Genomic DNA, 15145 nt, shown 5'->3' with positions numbered 1-15145 from the left:
GGCTCAGCGCCCGCGCTTGCCGAAGCGCACCGCGTCCAGCAGCACGAACACCAGCGGCCACAGGCCCATGCCCAGCAGAGGCGCCCACCAGTACGACCAGGGCAGGGTCGGCTCATCCACCACGATGTGGACCAGCGCGCTGACGATGCGATCGTTGAACAGCAGGCCGCCGATGGCCAGCATCTGCTGGGACATCGGGAAGAAGCGGATGCGGGCACGGAAGCGCTGCAGGATGAAGGCCAGCATTACCAGCCGCAGTGCCTGTTCGCCCAGCACGCCGCCGTACAGCAGGTCGGCCACCACGCCGCTGGCAAAGGCGATGCCCAGGCCGACGCGCTCAGGAGCTTCGATCACCCAGTACGCCAGCACCAGCGCCAGCCAGTACGGGCGCAGCGGCTGCAGCAGCGCCGGCAGCGGCAGCAGGCCCAGCAGCAGCGCCACCACCAGGCTGGCCGGCAGCACCCACGGGTTGTCGCGCAGGCGGCTCATCGCTGGGCCTCCGGCGTGGTCGGTTGCCGACCAGCGGCCGGCACTACCGTGGATCCAGCTGGGGGAGAGCCCCCCTCTTGTTGAGGCGCGGGGTTAAGGGAGGATGCGGGGGCAACAGTCCTCGTCTGCGACGAGGGCTGTTGCCGGCCAGCGACCGGCGCTACCGGGGAGCTGACCGGAGCTGGCGTCGTTGCCGCTGGCGCGGCTCCCGCAGACACGCTGGCGCCGGTGGCCGGGCCCCCCGGGGCGGTTTCTTCCAGCTGCAGGCGCAGCTCCGGCGGAATGCGGATCGCCGCGCCCGGGCGCAGCAGCAGCACGTCGCGGCCGCGGTCGAGCTGGGCCGCCGGCTTCAGTTCGCCGACCAGGAAGGCGTGGGTGTCGTCCGGGCGCAGGCCGGTGATGGTGCCGACCGGGAAGCCGGCCGGGAAGCGCCCGCCGAGGCCGGAGGTGACGATCTCATCGCCCACTTCCACGCCGGCGCTGAGCGGGATGTCGCGCAGTTCCAGCGTGTCGCCGCGGCCATAGACGATCAGGCGCACGCCGTTGCGGGCCACGGTGACCGGCACCGCGTGGTCGGGATCGGTCAGCAGCAGCACGGTGGAGGTGCCACCGGTGACGCTGATCACCTGCCCCATCAAGCCGCCGGCGTCGATCACCGCCTGGCCGACGTGCACGCCCTCGCGGCTGCCTGCGTCGAGCACCAGGCGCTGCTTCACCGGGTCCAGGTCGATGTCCAGGATCGGCGCCAGCTGCACGTCCAGGCCACTGCGCTCGGCCACGTTCAGCAGTTCGCGCAGCTGGGCGTTGTCCAGCGCGGCGGTCTGCAGGCGAGTCAGGCGCGCGTTGGCCAGCAGCAGCTGGTTGCGCAGTTCACGGTTTTCGGTGACCAGCTGGGTATGGCTGGCGGCGGAATCCTTGACCTGGTTGCCGAGCTTGCCGGGCAGGCCAGCCAGTGCCCACACCGGCTGTACCAGGCTGTTGGCCTGCTCGCGCAGGCGTGCCAGCCAGCCAGCCTGGTCATCGAGCACGATCAGGGTGATGGCCAACGCGAGATAGGCCAGCAACCGCAGGGGGCTGGCGGCATCACCGGATCGGGAGGCGACGGGAGGACCGGCGTAGGGCGGCACGGCAACGATTCAACTGGCAGAAGGCGGAAGGGAAACACGCGGGCGCCCCGCCGGTGCCGGCCCGCCATCACGGCGGGCCGCACCCCGGAAGGGCGCGGCGGGCAGGAACGGCCGGGACGGCTTATTCCGGCGCAAAGAACTCGTTGCCGTGCATGTCCACCAGCTCCAGCGCACGACCGCCACCGCGCGCCACGCAGGTCAGCGGGTCGTCGGCCACCTGCACGTGCAGGCCGGTCTCCTCGGAGATCAGGCGGTCCAGGTCGCGCAGCAGGGCGCCACCACCGGTCAGCACGATGCCGCGCTCGGCGACGTCGGCGCACAGTTCCGGGGGGGTCTGCTCCAGCGCCAGCTTGACCGCGCTGACGATGCCCGACAGCGGTTCGTGCAGGGCCTCGAGCACTTCGTTGGAGCTGATCTTGATCATCTTCGGCACGCCCTCGGCGAGGTTGCGGCCGGAGATTTCCATCTCGATCACTTCCGCCTGCGGGTAGGCGCAGCCCAGCTCGACCTTGATGCGCTCGGCGGTGGCTTCACCGATCAGCATGCCGTGGTTGCGGCGCACGTAGTTGGTGATGGACTCGTCGAAGCGGTCGCCGCCGATGCGGACCGAGGCCGAATAGACGATGCCGTTGAGCGAGATGACCGCCACTTCGGTGGTGCCACCGCCGATGTCGATGACCATCGAGCCACGGGCTTCGGTGACCGGCATGCCGGCGCCGATCGCGGCGGCCATCGGTTCTTCGATCAGGAACACGTCACGGGCACCGGCTTCCTCGGCCGATTCCTTGATCGCGCGGCGCTCGACCTGGGTCGAGCCGGCCGGCACGCAGACCAGGACGCGCGGGCTCGGGCGCAGCACGCGCGACTTGTGCACCTTCTTGATGAAGTGCTTGAGCATCGCCTCGGTATAGGTGAAGTCGGCGATGACGCCGTCCTTCATCGGGCGGATGGTGGTGATGTGGCCCGGGGTACGGCCCAGCATCTGCTTGGCTTCGGCGCCGACGGCTGCCACCGAGCGGGTGCCACCGATGGCACGGTCCTGGCGCACGGCCACGACCGACGGCTCGTTCAGCACGATCCCCTGCCCGCGCACGTAGATGAGGGTGTTGGCCGTGCCCAGGTCGATGGACAGGTCGTTGGAGAACATGCCACGGAGTTTCTTGAACATCTGAGGAAGGAGTCCTGAGGGGTGTCGTGCCCGCCGCGGGATGGCGAAAAAATGGGCAGAAATCGAGGCCGACAAGCCTAGCAACCCGCCTGCCGCCGAGCAAGGAAAAAACTAGCTGAACCCGCGTCTTCACAGGCTTTCGGCCTGATCGGGTCTCACCCGGTTCTGGCCCTGAGCGGCACCAGCGGGTAACCTTTGCGCCGTCGGGCGCCCAAGGGCGCCGTTTGCTTGCCCGCTGAACCGGGCCGGCCCACCCCAAAATTCACCGCATAGGCTTACATCGATGTCCGCTCTGATCTGTGGTTCTCTTGCCTTCGACACCATCATGGTGTTCCCGGACCAGTTCAAGAATCACATCCTGCCGGACAAGGTGCACATCCTGAACGTGTCCTTCCTGGTGCCGCGCATGCGCCGCGAGTTCGGCGGCTGCGCAGGCAACATCGCCTACAACCTGCACCTGCTGGGCGGCCAGCCGATCCCGATGGGCACCGTGGGCTCGGACTTCGGCCCGTACCGCGAATACTTCGAAGGCCTGGGCATCGACCTGTCGCGCGTGCGCGTGATCGATGAGCTGTTCACCCCGCAGGCATTCATCACCACCGACCACGACAACAACCAGATCACCGCCTTCCACCCGGGCGCGATGATGCGTTCCTACGAGAACCACGTGCGTGGGGTGCCGGGCGTCACCCTGGGCCTGGTCGGCCCGGACGGCCGCGAAGGCATGATCCAGAACGCGCAGGAATTCCACGAAGACGGCATCCCGTTCATCTTCGACCCGGGCCAGGCCATGCCGCTGTTCAACGGCCCGGAACTGCGCGCCTTCATCGAGCAGGCCGACTACGTGGTGGTGAACGACTACGAGTCGAACCTGCTGCAGGAGCGCACCGGCTGGGACGAGAAGGAGATCGTCAGCCGGGTCAAGGCCTACATCACCACCCGTGGCCCGAAGGGCGCGGTCATCCACACTCCGGAAAAGAGCTACGACATCCCGCCGGCGCACGAGCGCCGCGTGGTCGACCCGACCGGCTGTGGCGACGCCTTCCGCGCAGGCCTGATCTACGGCATCCAGAAGGGCTACGACTGGCTGACCATCGGCCGCATGGGCAACCTGATGGGCGCACTGAAGGTCGAGCATCCGGGCACGCAGAACCAGCGTTTCACCTTCGATGAGTTCAACGAGCAGTTCAAGCAGCAATTTGGCTACGCGCTTGGCGCGTAACCAAATTGCTCGCGCATTCCACCTTATCCCCGCGCCTTCAGCGCGCCCCCTTGAACAACAAGGGGGCTTTCCACCCGATGCACTACTGGCAATGCTGTGGGTAGGTGTCGACCTTGGTCGACACTGCCGGCCAGCGGCCGGCACTACCGGAACTTCCGACCGACACGTTGCCTGCTCTCTGTAGAGCCGAGCCCATGCTCGGCTTGCGCGCGCCGGTCATGCGGCCTGCCAGGCGGCCAGCAGCGCGCGGCAATCGGCGAAATGCCAGTCGGCGCGGCCCGGCCAAGGGTTCTCTGGCAGGTTGACCAGCACGGTATGCGTGCCGGCCGCACGGCCGCACTCCAGGTCGTAGGCGTGGTCACCCACCATCACCGCCTGCGCAGGCCCGATGCCCCATCGCCGCAGATGCTGCTGCAGGCCCTCCGGCGAGGGCTTGGGCACCGCTTCATCGCGACCAATGATGTCGGCATCGTCGAACAACGCCCCGACCCCGATCGCCTCCAGCGTCAGCTTCGCCAGCGCATGATCATTGCGGGTCAGGATGCCCAGCCGGCAGCCAGCCGCCGCCAGCGCGCGCAGCAGCTTCACCGCACCCGGCGCCGGCAGCGCGTCCTCGGCCAGCGCGCGCTCGTGATCCAGCAACCACTCACGCTTGGCCTGCGCCGGTGCATCCGGCAACGCCGCGATATGGTCGAGGATGTCTTCCTCGGCGGCGATCTCCAGTGCGCGGCGGATCGCGGCGAAATCATGCACGGCCACAGTCAGCGTGCCGTCCATGTCGAACACCCAGTGCCGGATCGCGGACAACGCGTGCACCGCGCTGCCCGTCGCGACCATCACTGCCACCACTGCGGCATGCGGCTGGCGTCGACGCCGCCGGTCTCGAACACCGCCGTACGGGTGCCTCCGGCCTTGACCGGGAACTCGATGCTGATCGACTTGCCCTTGCGCGCCAGTTTCCACAGCGCTTTCTGATCGGTGATGAACAGGGCGATGGCTTCATCGGTCTTCGGGCGCCACGCGGCCATCGACACCGGCTTGCCGTCGTCCACGGTCACTTTCACCGTGCACTGCGGGCAACGGAAATCGCCGGCCTGCAGCACCAGGTAGGCATGCCGCTTCCACTCCGGATGATCGCGGAACACCAGCTGCACCGGCTTGGCGCCGCTGCCATCCACGTCCACCCGTTCCTTGCTGTAGATCTGCGCCGAAACCTGGTTGCCCTTGCTGCCCACCGGGATCTGGTTGTACTGCCACAGCGCCTGCATGCGCCGCAGGTCGCGCGCGGCATCGCCCTTGGCCTTGACCTCGTCGAAGCCCGCGGCGATGCGCTCGGCGGCGGCGGTGTCCTTGTACTGGTCCAGCAGCGAGGCGCCGTGCAGGCGCGCGCGTTCCCAGTCCTGCGCGGCCACGGCCATGTCGTACTGCTTGGCCACGTCTTCGGCCTTGGCCTCCTTCTGCGCCTGCACGGCGGCTGCGGCGGCTTCCTGCGCCTTGCGTTCTTCCTCGGGGTTGCTGCAGGCGGCCAGCGCCAGGGTGCAGGCGGTGAGCAGGATCAGTCGTTTCATGGCGGAGGTCCTTGGTGTTTTCGCTTTTCTGTAGAGTCGAGCCATGCTCGACTGCTGTTGAAAAGCCAGTCGAGCATGGCTCGACTCTACAAAAAAAAGCGCCGGGGGATGCCCGGCGCTTCTGCTTACTTGGCTTCAGCCTTGGCCAGCATGTCCTGGACCGAGGCGGTGGTGATCGGGTGGTAGCCCGGCTTGGCTTTTTCGAAGGCCTGCTTGGCCAGCTCCAGCCCCTTCGGGGTCTTCACCAGTTCAGCGTAGATCGGCAGGATCAGCTTGCGACGGCCGACGCGCTCGATGAATGCCGCCGCGCCTTCATTGGCCTGCTCGTAGCCGCTGCGGATTGCCAGCGGGTACCAGCGCATGGCGATCTCGCCATTCGGGGTGCCGGTGAAGTGGAAGGCCTTGTCCAGCGTGGCCAGCTTGTCCAGCGGCTGGGTCGCGCCCAGGCCATCGATGAAGCGCACCCATTCCTGCGTGCTCCAGTCGGCGATGACCTGGCTGCTCGGCACGGTGCCGGCGCTGGCGAAGGCGATGCGCGCGGTATCGACGCTGCTGAAGTTGCGCGACTGCGCCTTGGCCGCGAACGCCGGGATACCCGGCTCGTCCAGCCATGCCTTCAGTTCGGCCTCGGTCACGGCCGACGGATTCTTCGGCAGCAGGTTCTTCTTCATGTAATCGACGAACTGGTCGGTGTTCGCGCTCTGGAAGGCATGGTCATCGAACCAGCCACGCAGGAACGGATCGAAGGTCTCGCGGCCGAAGCGCTGTTCCAAGAACTCCAGGAACCACGAACCCTTGACGTAGGCCACCTGGCTGAGGGCTTCGTCGGGATCACGCTCGTTCAGCGGCGGCAGCGCCAGCGCCTGGTCGGCCGGGCTCATGTCCTTCACTTCGGCCAGCAGGTCGGTCTGGTCGATCTGCTTCTCCATCTCGGCCATTTCCTTGCCGTACAGAGCTTCGGTGATGCGGCCCTGGACGTAGGTGGTGAAGCCTTCATTGAGCCAGATATCCTTCCAGCTGGCGTTGGTCACCAGGTTGCCCGACCAGCTGTGCGCCAGTTCGTGGGCGACCAGCGAGACCAGCGACTTGTCGCCGACGATCACGGTCGGGGTGGCGAAGGTCAGGCGCGGGTTCTCCATTCCACCGAATGGGAACGACGGCGGCAGCACCAGCATGTCGTAGCGGCCCCAGCGGTATTCGCCGTACAGCTTCTCGGCGGCACCGATCATCTTCTCGGTGTCTTCGAATTCCTTGGCGGCCTTGTTGACCATGGTCGGCTCGGCCCAGACGCCGGAGCGGCCGGAGATCGGCTCGAACACCAGGTCGCCGGCGGCGATGGCCAGCAGGTAGGACGGAATCGGCTGCGGCATCTTGAAGGTGTAGTCACCATCACGCGCGGCCTTCGGATCGTTGTCGGCGCTCATCAGCACCATCACGTCCGGGCGCGAGACCACGTGCGCGCTGTAGGTGAAGCGCACGCTCGGGGTATCCTGCAGCGGCACCCAGGAACGGGCATGGATGGCCTGCGACTGGCTGAACATGAAGGGCAGCTTCTTGCCCTCGGTCATCGACGGCGCCAGCCACTGCAGGCCCGAGGCGGTCGGTGCGGTGTGGTAGGTCACTTCCACCTTGGCCGGCTGTTCCGCAGCCTCGATGGTCAGCTTGCTGCCGAACACCTTGTCGGCCGGGGCCAGTTCGAACTTCAGCGGGCTGCGCGCGCCGTCGGCGGCAACGGCCTCGACCTTGGACACGGTCAGCTCGCGGGTGTCGAGCACCAGCTGCCTGGCGTCCTTCTGTTTCCATTCCAGGGTGTAGGTGGCGGTACCGCCGATCTGCTTCTGGTCGAAGTCCAGCTTCAGATCCAGCGCGATGTCCTTGATGACGACCTTGTCCGGCTCGGCGTACGAGCTCTCGTCGTGGCTGCGGTTCTCGGCGTTCACGGGGGCGGCAGGGGCCTTTGCGGCAGTCGGGGCGGCGGCGGGCGCGGCCGCCTCCTGGGAGCAGCCGGCGGCCAGGGCCACGGCCAGCGGAAGGAGCATCAGCGGATTACGCATGAATCGGGACCGTTACGGGGATCAAACCCCAATGGTACCTCCCTCGGGCCCTGCAGGCGTTGCGCGGTGCGGGGTAATGGCAGGCACAGCGCCGGTAGTGCCGGCCGCTGGCCGGCAACCCCGTCGCCCGGTGGTTGCCCGCGCAGGTGCCGGCCAGCGGCCGGCACTACCGGAACACCGGGCCTACAGCTTGTAGCCGGAGTGGATCGAGACGATGCCGCCGGTCAGGTTCTTGTAGTGGCAGCGCTCGAAGCCGGCCTGCCCCATCATCGCCTTCAGTTCGTCCTGCGGCGGATGCTTGCGGATGCTCTCGGCCAGGTACTGGTAGCTGTCCGAATCGTTGGCGAACAACTTGCCCAGCCTGGGCAGGATCTTGAACGAGTGGAAGTCGTAAATCGGCTTGAACCAGTCGGCAGTGACTTCGGAGAACTCCAGCACGCGGGCCTGGCCGCCCACCTTCAGCACGCGGTACATCTCGCGCAGGCCGGCGTCCTTGTCGGTCACGTTGCGCAGGCCGAAGGCAATGGTGACCAGGTCGAAGCTGTTGTCCGGGAACGGCAGGGCTTCGGCGTTGCACTGCACGTAGTCCAGGCCAAGCACCAGGCCGCGGTTGGTCAGGCGGTCGCGGCCGACCGACAGCATGCCGGCGTTGATGTCGCCCAGCACCACCGAGCCCTCGGCGCCGACGCGTTCCTTCAGCAGGGCGGCGATGTCGCCGGTGCCGCCGGCCAGATCGAGCACGCGGTCGCCCGGCTTCACCTGCGCGGTCGCCACGTAGTAGCGCTTCCACGCCCGGTGCACGCCCAGGCTCATCAGGTCGTTCATCAGGTCGTAGTTGCGCGCGACCGAGGTGAACACCTGGCCGACCAGCTTCTGCTTGTCCTTGGCGGCGACGTCGCGGAACCCGAAATGGGTGGTACCGGCTTTATAGGGGGATTCGCTCATGGCCCCGATTATCGCACCGCCGGGGGCCAGCGGCACCCCCTGCCCGTATCATGGCGGGCCACGACTGACCGGAGCCCCCGCATGATCACCACGCCCGACTACCAGGCCCTGCTGCAGACCGCCATCGCCGAAGCCCGCCAGGGCCTGGCCGAGGGCGGCGTGCCGATCGGCGCGGCGCTGTACCACAACGACGGCCGCCTGCTCGGCTGCGGCCACAACCGCCGCGTGCAGGAAGGCGACCCATCGGTGCACGGCGAAACCGACGCCTTCCGCAAGGCCGGCCGCCAGCGCCGCTACCAGGACACCATCATGGTCACCACCCTGGCGCCGTGCTGGTACTGCTCGGGCCTGGTGCGCCAGTTCAACATCGGCACCGTGGTGGTGGGCGAATCGCGCACGTTCCAGGGCGGCATCGACTGGCTGCGCGAAAACGGCGTCAACGTGATCGACCTCGACAATCAGGAATGCGTGGACCTGCTGGGCGATTTCATCAGCCGTCATCCCGACATCTGGAACGAGGACATCGGCGAATGAGCCACACGCACTCGTCTCTGCAACACATTTAATGAACGCTTCAGCGCCGGTGCGCCCTTGTGCCAGCGGCCTTTGCGGGCAACGGCGTGACCCCGTGCACAGTCAGCCAGGTCACGCGCACACGCTGCGGTAACACCCCACGCGGCTGACACGCCTACGGTGGGGTCACCGGGGCACCCTTTCCCCGGCGGAGCCAGCCATGTGCGCGCACGCCGTACGCCCTACGACAGACCCGATCCTCGATCCGATCCGCGAACGCTTGCAGCAGCAATATGCACTGCACCGGCGCGGCGCGCTGTTCTGGACTGCCTATCAGCACATGCAACTGGAGCTGGTCCGCCGCCACCCGCTCGACCACGAACGCCTGTGCAATGCGATGGCCACTCTGGCCGAAGACCTCGGTGCGGTCGAACACGCGCAGTTGATCGGCCATGCCAACGCAGGCTCCACATTCCGCTGACGCGGCATGCACCGCCATATACGCCACACTCCGATGAACCCCCACTCCCTTTCCACTCAACCGAACTGGATTGTCATGCACGCTGAAGTCCCCACCATTCCTCCGGTCATCAATGTAGACGCCGAGCTTGACCACTGGCGCCGCCAACATGCCGAAGGCGCACTTCCGCACAACTCGTTCGGCTCGTACGTGCCGTGGATCAAGTTCGCCTGTGATTCGCTGATCACCCAGCCGCGCGCCAGCGAGGCCGAACGTGATGAGATGTTCCAGACCCAGTACGCCCTGCAGATCATGCCGCGGCTGAGCGAAGCCCAGGCCCGTGAGTTCGTCGACCGTTGCTGGCAGCACGTCTACCAGAGCAGCCCGGTGCGCAGCCTGCAGGCGCCACGACTGCAGCGCATGCGCGCCTGACCGGCGCTGCACGGCGCCTGCACGGGTCACTGCCGATCATCCTCGTCACCTGAGTGGGAACACGACGACGATGAAAGCGCGCAACCTGTTCAATACGATCGCCAAGAAGGCCGCGACAGCCACCGGCTCACCGTGGACCTTCCTGACCGCGGTAGGGATCGTGGTGATCTGGGGCATCAGTGGTCCGGTGTTCGGTTTCAACGACACCTGGCAGCTGGTGATCAACACCGGCACCACCATCATCACCTTCCTGATGGTGTTCCTGATCCAGCACACGCAGAACGCGGACACCGCCGCGATGCAGATCAAGCTGGACGAGCTGATCCGGGCGACGGCCGAAGCCAACAACGAACTGCTGGATCTGGAAGAACTGGACGAAGCGCGCCTGGAAGAGATCCGTGCCGAGTACGAGCAGATGGCCCGCGAAGCAGGCGATGCGTTGGCGCGCGTTCGCGCCTGCCATGCGGCGCGGCGCGACGATGAAGCGGTGTAGCAGGCCCCGGAATGACAATGCCGGCCAGCGGCCGGCACTACCATCGATCATCCAGGTAGAGCCGGCCGCCGGCCGGCTTTCTTTCATCCGCGCTCGTGCCAGCCGCCGCCCAGCACCTTGTACAGGGTGATGCGGTTGGCCTGCTGGGCCAACTGCGCCTGCAACTGGGTCTGCTGCGCGTTGTAGGCAGTACGTCGTGCGTCCAGCAGGGTCACGAAGCTGTCCAGGCCGGCGTCGTAACGTGCCTGCGACAGGCGGTTGGCCTGTTCGGCCGCTTCCACCAGGCGCTGCTGTGAACTCACCTGTTCATCCAGGCTGACATTCAACGCCAGCGCATCGGCGGTTTCGCGGAAGCCCACCTGGATCGACTTCTCGTACTGCGCCAGTGCGATATCACGATCAGCGTTGGCGACGGCCAGGTTGGCGCGCAGCTTGCCGCCCTGGAAGATCGGCAGGGTGATCTTCGGCAGGAAACTCCATACGCGGGTGCCGCTGTCGAACAGGCTGGACAATTCGCTGGAGCCACTGCCAATGCTGCCGGTCAGCGAGATGCTCGGGAAGAACGCGGCACGTGCCGCGCCGATGTTGGCATTGGCGGCCAGCAGCTGGTGTTCGGCGGCCATGATGTCCGGGCGCTGCAGCAGCACATCGCTGGGCAGGCCGGCCGGCGGAGGCGCCAGTGCCAGCAACTGCGGTTCGATGCCGTCCGGCAGCAGCGCCGGATCCAACTGGCCACCGGCCAGCAGGGCCAGCGCGTTGCGGTCCTGGGCCAGCTGGCCACGCAGGCGCGCGGCGTCGGTACGCGCGGTTTCCACCAGCGTGCGGGTCTGGGTCAGCTCCAGCGCCGAGCTACCACCACGCTCGTGGCGGGCCTCGGCCAGGCGCAACGAATCCTCGTAGGTCTTCAGCGTGGCATCGGCGATCTTCAGACGCTGGGCATCGGCACCGTAGGTCAGCCACGCCGTCGCTGTCTCGGCCACCAGGCTCAGCTGCGCGTTGCGACGATTGGCAGCTACGGCAAAGTACTGCTGCAGTGCCGCTTCGCTGAGGTTGCGCACGCGGCCGAACAGGTCCAGCTCGAACTCGGCCACGCCGACACCGGCGGTGAACTGCTCGGTGACGCCGGCGTCGGTGCCTTGGCGCTGCATCTGGCCGGTGACGGCCACACCGGGCACGCGGTCGGCGCGCTGTACGCGGTACTGGCCGCGCGCGCGTTCAACGTTGAGCACGGCCACGCGCAGGTCGCGGTTGTTCTGCAGCGACTGCTCGATCACCTGCTGCAGGCGCGCATCGGTGAAGAAGTCGCGCCAGCCTACGGCGGCGACATCGGCCGCCTGGCCCTGTACAGCCTCGGCCGGCCACTGCGCCGGAATTGCCGGAGCGACGGCGGTGTTCTTCGGCACCAGAGTGGAGCAGCCGGGCAGCGCGAGCGCGGCGGCAATGGAAAGGAACAGGGATGCACTTTTCATGGGAATGACTTCCATCGGTACTGCCGGATGGCAGGAGGTAGTGCCGGCCAGCGGCCGGCACTACCGTTTCGATCACGTCGTGGATTTGCGCTTGAACACGCGCTGCACCACTACGAAGAACAGCGGTACGAAGAACACGCCGAGCACGGTGCCGACGATCATGCCGCCGAGCACGCCGGTGCCGATCGCCTGCTTGGCGCCGGAGCCGGCACCGGTGGAGATCGCCAGCGGTACCACGCCCATGCCGAAGGCCAGCGAGGTCATCACGATCGGGCGCAGGCGGTCGCGCACCGCATGCATGATCGCCTCGATCAGGCCCGCGCCCTTCTCCAGGTTTTCCTTGGCGAACTCGACGATCAGGATCGCGTTCTTGCTGGTCAGGCCTACCGTGGTCAGCATCGCCACCTGGAAATAGATGTCGCGCTCCAGGCCCTTGAAGGTATTGGCCAGCACTGCGCCGAGGATACCCAGCGGGGCCGCCAGCAGCACCGCCGTCGGCACGCTCCAGCTTTCGTACATCGCGGCCAGGCACAGGAACACGATCATCAGCGACAGCGTGTACAGCAACGGCGTCTGCGAGCCCGCCTGGCGTTCCTGGTAGGACATCGCCGTCCACTCGATGCCGAAGCCCGCAGGCAGCTGCTTGGCCAGTTGCTCGATCTCGGCCATGGCATCGCCGGAGGCAACACCCGGGGCCGGTTCGCCCTGGATCTCCATCGCCGACACACCGTTGTAGCGCTCCAGGCGCGGCGAACCGTAATCCCAGTGCTTGGTGGCGAACGCGCTGAACGGCACCATCTCGCCCTTGTCGTTCTTCACGGACCAGAGGTCGAAGTCCTCCGGGACCATGCGGAACGGCTGGTCGGCCTGCACGAACACGCGCTTGACGCGGCCACGATCGACGAAGTCGTCGATGTACGAGCTGCCCCACGCAGCGGCCAGCGTGCCGTTGATCTGGTCGATCGACAGCCCCAGCGAGGTCGCCTTGGCCGCGTCGATGTCGATGCGGAACTGCGGCGTGTCCTCCTGGCCGTTCGGGCGCACGTTGGCCAGCTTCTTGCTGCCGGCGGCCAGGCCGAGCAGCTGGTTGCGTGCGGCCACCAGTGCCTCGTGGCCCTGGCCGCTGTTGTCCTTCAGGAAGAAGGTATAGCCCGAGGCGGTACCCAGTTCCGGAATGGCCGGCGGCGGGAAGGCGAAGATGAAGGCATCCTTGATCTGGCCCAGGGCTGCCATCGCACGACCGGTGATCGGCATCACGCCATTGTTGGCGTCACGCTCGCTCCAGTCCTTCAGCTTGACGAACGCCATGCCGGCGTTCTGGCCCATGCCGGCGAAGCTGAAGCCCTGCACGGAGAACACCGAATCCACCGCATCCTTCTCGTTCTGCAGGAAGTGGTTTTCCAGTGCCGCGATCGATTCCAGCGTGCGCTCCTGGGTGGCGCCGACCGGGGCCTGCACCAGCGCCATCAGCACGCCCTGGTCTTCGTTGGGCAGGAACGAGCTGGGCAGGCGCACGAACAGCACGCCCATCAGCACGAACAGTGCCGCCACGATGCCCATGAAGCGCCACGGACGATGGATGATGCCGCGCACACCACGCTGGTAACTTTCGCTGGTGCGGTCGAAGCCGCGGTTGAAACCGTTGAAGAAGCGACCGGCCAGGCCGCGGTGGGCAACATGATGCTCGCCCTTCTTCAACGGCTTGAGCATGGTCGCGCACAGTGCCGGCGTCAGCACGATCGCCACCAGTACCGACAACGCCATTGCAGAGACAATCGTGGCCGAAAACTGCCGGTAGATCACGCCGGTGGATCCGCTCATGAAGGCCATCGGCACGAACACCGCCGACAGCACCAGGCCGATACCCACCAGCGCACCGGTGATCTGGCCCATCGACTTGCGGGTCGCTTCAAGCGGCGACAGTCCTTCCTCGGACATGATGCGCTCGACGTTCTCCACCACCACGATGGCATCGTCCACCAGCAGGCCGATCGCCAGCACCATCGCGAACATGGTCAGCATGTTCACCGAGAAGCCCAGCATCGCCAGCACGCCGAAGGTACCCAGCAGCACCACCGGCACGGCGATGGTCGGGATCAGGGTGGCGCGGAAGTTCTGCAGGAACAGGTACATCACCACGAACACCAGCACGATCGCTTCGAGCAGGGTCTGCACCACGCCCTTGATCGACACGCGCACGAAGGGGGTGGTGTCGTACGGGATCTCGGCCTTCAATCCGGCCGGGAAGAAGCTCTTCATGTCGTCCAGCGCAGCATCCACGCCGGCAGCGGTATCCAGCGCATTGGCGCCGGTGGCCAGTGTGACCGCCAGGCCGCTGGCCGGCTGGCCGTTGTAGCGGGTGACGAAGTCGTAGGACTCGGCACCCAGTTCGACGCGGGCGACATCACCCAGGCGCAGCTCGGCACCGTCCTGCGCGCCGCGCACGATGATGTTGCGGAACTGTTCCGGGGTCTGCAGGCGCGACTGCGCGTTGATGGTGGCGTTGAGCTGCTGGCCCTTCACCGACGGCGCACCGCCGAGCTGGCCGATCGCCACCTGGGCATTCTGCGCCTTGATCGCCGCAGTCACTTCCGCGACGGACAGGCCATAGGTATGCAGCTTGTTCGGGTCCAGCCAGATGCGCATGGCGTACTTGCCACCGAATACCTGGATGTTGCCCACGCCCGGCACGCGGCTGAGGCGGTCGACGACATTGGAACCGACGTAGTCGGCGATGTCGTTGGCGTCCATGCTGCCGTTCTCGGACACGAACGCGATGACGTTCAGGAAGCCCGAGCTGGACTTGGCCACGTTGATGCCCTGCCGCTGCACTTCCTGCGGCAGCAGCGGCATGGCCAGCTGCAGCTTGTTCTGCACCTGCACCTGGGCGATGTCCGGGTTGGTGCCGCTCTCGAAGGTCAGGGTGATGGTGGCTTGGCCGTTGGACGAGCTGTTGGAGGAGAAGTAGATCAGGCCATCAAGGCCCTTCATGTTCTGCTCGATGATCTGCGTCACCGAGTCTTCGACCACCTTGGCCGATGCACCCGGGTAAGTGGCGCTGATTTCCACCGCCGGCGGTGCGACGTTGGGGTACATCGAGACCGGCAGCTTGAACAGGGCCAGGCCGCCGGCGAGCATGATGATGATGGCGATCACCCACGCGAAGATGGGTCGATCGATGAAAAAGCGTGCCATGGGGTTCTCC

Annotated in this window: 14 protein-coding genes; 5 read left to right on the top strand and 9 right to left on the bottom strand. The window is 66.6% G+C overall.

Annotation, left to right across the window (positions count from 1 at the left end; translation table 11 throughout):
* Positions 1-3: 3 nt before the first annotated feature.
* From mreD to ACM0PB_RS05555, 3 genes are all read right to left on the bottom strand, one after another.
* Complete coding sequence (mreD, locus tag ACM0PB_RS05565) at positions 4-489, bottom strand: rod shape-determining protein MreD (protein WP_005419400.1); 486 nt, start codon at positions 487-489, stop codon at positions 4-6.
* Complete coding sequence (mreC, locus tag ACM0PB_RS05560; RefSeq protein WP_065178033.1) at positions 486-1616, bottom strand: rod shape-determining protein MreC; 1131 nt, start codon at positions 1614-1616, stop codon at positions 486-488. Before mreC ends, mreD begins: the two co-directional genes overlap by 4 nt.
* 121 nt (positions 1617-1737) lie before the next feature.
* Complete coding sequence (locus ACM0PB_RS05555) at positions 1738-2784, bottom strand: rod shape-determining protein (RefSeq protein WP_005419402.1); 1047 nt, start codon at positions 2782-2784, stop codon at positions 1738-1740.
* A gap of 283 nt (positions 2785-3067) precedes the next feature.
* Between ACM0PB_RS05555 and ACM0PB_RS05550 the strand changes: the two genes are divergently transcribed.
* Positions 3068-4006, top strand: coding sequence for a carbohydrate kinase family protein (locus tag ACM0PB_RS05550; RefSeq protein ID WP_005419403.1), 939 nt, complete (start codon positions 3068-3070; stop codon positions 4004-4006).
* A gap of 216 nt (positions 4007-4222) precedes the next feature.
* Here the strand turns inward: ACM0PB_RS05550 and ACM0PB_RS05545 are convergent, their stop codons facing one another.
* The 4 genes from ACM0PB_RS05545 to ubiE form a co-directional block, all read right to left on the bottom strand.
* Positions 4223-4843, bottom strand: coding sequence for an HAD family hydrolase (locus ACM0PB_RS05545; RefSeq protein ID WP_005419404.1), 621 nt, complete (start codon positions 4841-4843; stop codon positions 4223-4225).
* On the bottom strand, positions 4843-5574 hold the full coding sequence (locus ACM0PB_RS05540; RefSeq protein ID WP_005419405.1) for a hypothetical protein: 732 nt from the start codon (positions 5572-5574) through the stop codon (positions 4843-4845). Before ACM0PB_RS05540 ends, ACM0PB_RS05545 begins: the two co-directional genes overlap by 1 nt.
* A 125-nt stretch (positions 5575-5699) precedes the next feature.
* A complete protein-coding gene (locus tag ACM0PB_RS05535; RefSeq protein WP_065178031.1) occupies positions 5700-7628 on the bottom strand; it encodes a M1 family metallopeptidase in 1929 nt (642 codons plus the stop codon).
* A gap of 183 nt (positions 7629-7811) precedes the next feature.
* Positions 7812-8573, bottom strand: coding sequence for a bifunctional demethylmenaquinone methyltransferase/2-methoxy-6-polyprenyl-1,4-benzoquinol methylase UbiE (gene ubiE, locus ACM0PB_RS05530; protein ID WP_005419407.1), 762 nt, complete (start codon positions 8571-8573; stop codon positions 7812-7814).
* Between the two features lie 81 nt (positions 8574-8654).
* Here ubiE and ACM0PB_RS05525 point away from each other — a divergent pair, with 81 nt between their 5' ends.
* From ACM0PB_RS05525 to ACM0PB_RS05510, 4 genes are all read left to right on the top strand, one after another.
* A complete protein-coding gene (locus ACM0PB_RS05525; protein ID WP_005419409.1) occupies positions 8655-9107 on the top strand; it encodes a nucleoside deaminase in 453 nt (150 codons plus the stop codon).
* A gap of 199 nt (positions 9108-9306) precedes the next feature.
* Entirely contained in the window at positions 9307-9567 is a 261-nt protein-coding gene (locus ACM0PB_RS05520; protein WP_065178030.1) for a hypothetical protein, read from the top strand.
* A 75-nt stretch (positions 9568-9642) separates the two neighbouring features.
* Complete coding sequence (locus ACM0PB_RS05515) at positions 9643-9978, top strand: hypothetical protein (RefSeq protein ID WP_005411085.1); 336 nt, start codon at positions 9643-9645, stop codon at positions 9976-9978.
* A gap of 70 nt (positions 9979-10048) precedes the next feature.
* Entirely contained in the window at positions 10049-10471 is a 423-nt protein-coding gene (locus ACM0PB_RS05510; RefSeq protein WP_164093218.1) for a low affinity iron permease family protein, read from the top strand.
* 83 nt (positions 10472-10554) lie between these two features.
* Here ACM0PB_RS05510 and smeF read toward each other — a convergent pair whose 3' ends face one another.
* Complete coding sequence (smeF, locus tag ACM0PB_RS05505) at positions 10555-11955, bottom strand: multidrug efflux RND transporter outer membrane subunit SmeF (RefSeq protein ID WP_139727684.1); 1401 nt, start codon at positions 11953-11955, stop codon at positions 10555-10557.
* 57 nt (positions 11956-12012) lie between these two features.
* On the bottom strand, positions 12013-15135 hold the full coding sequence (gene smeE, locus ACM0PB_RS05500) for a multidrug efflux RND transporter permease subunit SmeE (protein WP_065178027.1): 3123 nt from the start codon (positions 15133-15135) through the stop codon (positions 12013-12015).
* Positions 15136-15145 lie beyond the last annotated feature (10 nt).

Origin of the sequence: Stenotrophomonas sp. AR029, from assembly GCF_047520695.2 — a bacterium.
Classification (GTDB): domain Bacteria; phylum Pseudomonadota; class Gammaproteobacteria; order Xanthomonadales; family Xanthomonadaceae; genus Stenotrophomonas; species Stenotrophomonas sepilia.
Note: the sequence above shows the minus strand (reverse complement) of the source record. Positions and strands in the feature narration are given on the sequence as shown.

Bases quoted from the DNA above. Each gene is read 5' to 3' on its own strand.
- mreD (WP_005419400.1), bottom strand. From the start codon at position 489: ATGAGCCGCCTGCGCGACAACCCGTGGGTGCTGCCGGCCAGCCTGGTG.
- ACM0PB_RS05555 (WP_005419402.1), bottom strand. From the start codon at position 2,784: ATGTTCAAGAAACTCCGTGGCATGTTCTCCAACGACCTGTCCATCGAC.
- ACM0PB_RS05550 (WP_005419403.1), top strand. From the start codon at position 3,068: ATGTCCGCTCTGATCTGTGGTTCTCTTGCCTTCGACACCATCATGGTG.
- ACM0PB_RS05545 (WP_005419404.1), bottom strand. From the start codon at position 4,843: ATGGTCGCGACGGGCAGCGCGGTGCACGCGTTGTCCGCGATCCGGCAC.
- ACM0PB_RS05540 (WP_005419405.1), bottom strand. From the start codon at position 5,574: ATGAAACGACTGATCCTGCTCACCGCCTGCACCCTGGCGCTGGCCGCC.
- ACM0PB_RS05535 (WP_065178031.1), bottom strand. From the start codon at position 7,628: ATGCGTAATCCGCTGATGCTCCTTCCGCTGGCCGTGGCCCTGGCCGCC.
- ubiE (WP_005419407.1), bottom strand. From the start codon at position 8,573: ATGAGCGAATCCCCCTATAAAGCCGGTACCACCCATTTCGGGTTCCGC.
- ACM0PB_RS05525 (WP_005419409.1), top strand. From the start codon at position 8,655: ATGATCACCACGCCCGACTACCAGGCCCTGCTGCAGACCGCCATCGCC.
- ACM0PB_RS05520 (WP_065178030.1), top strand. From the start codon at position 9,307: ATGTGCGCGCACGCCGTACGCCCTACGACAGACCCGATCCTCGATCCG.
- ACM0PB_RS05515 (WP_005411085.1), top strand. From the start codon at position 9,643: ATGCACGCTGAAGTCCCCACCATTCCTCCGGTCATCAATGTAGACGCC.
- ACM0PB_RS05510 (WP_164093218.1), top strand. From the start codon at position 10,049: ATGAAAGCGCGCAACCTGTTCAATACGATCGCCAAGAAGGCCGCGACA.
- smeF (WP_139727684.1), bottom strand. From the start codon at position 11,955: ATGGAAGTCATTCCCATGAAAAGTGCATCCCTGTTCCTTTCCATTGCC.
- smeE (WP_065178027.1), bottom strand. From the start codon at position 15,135: ATGGCACGCTTTTTCATCGATCGACCCATCTTCGCGTGGGTGATCGCC.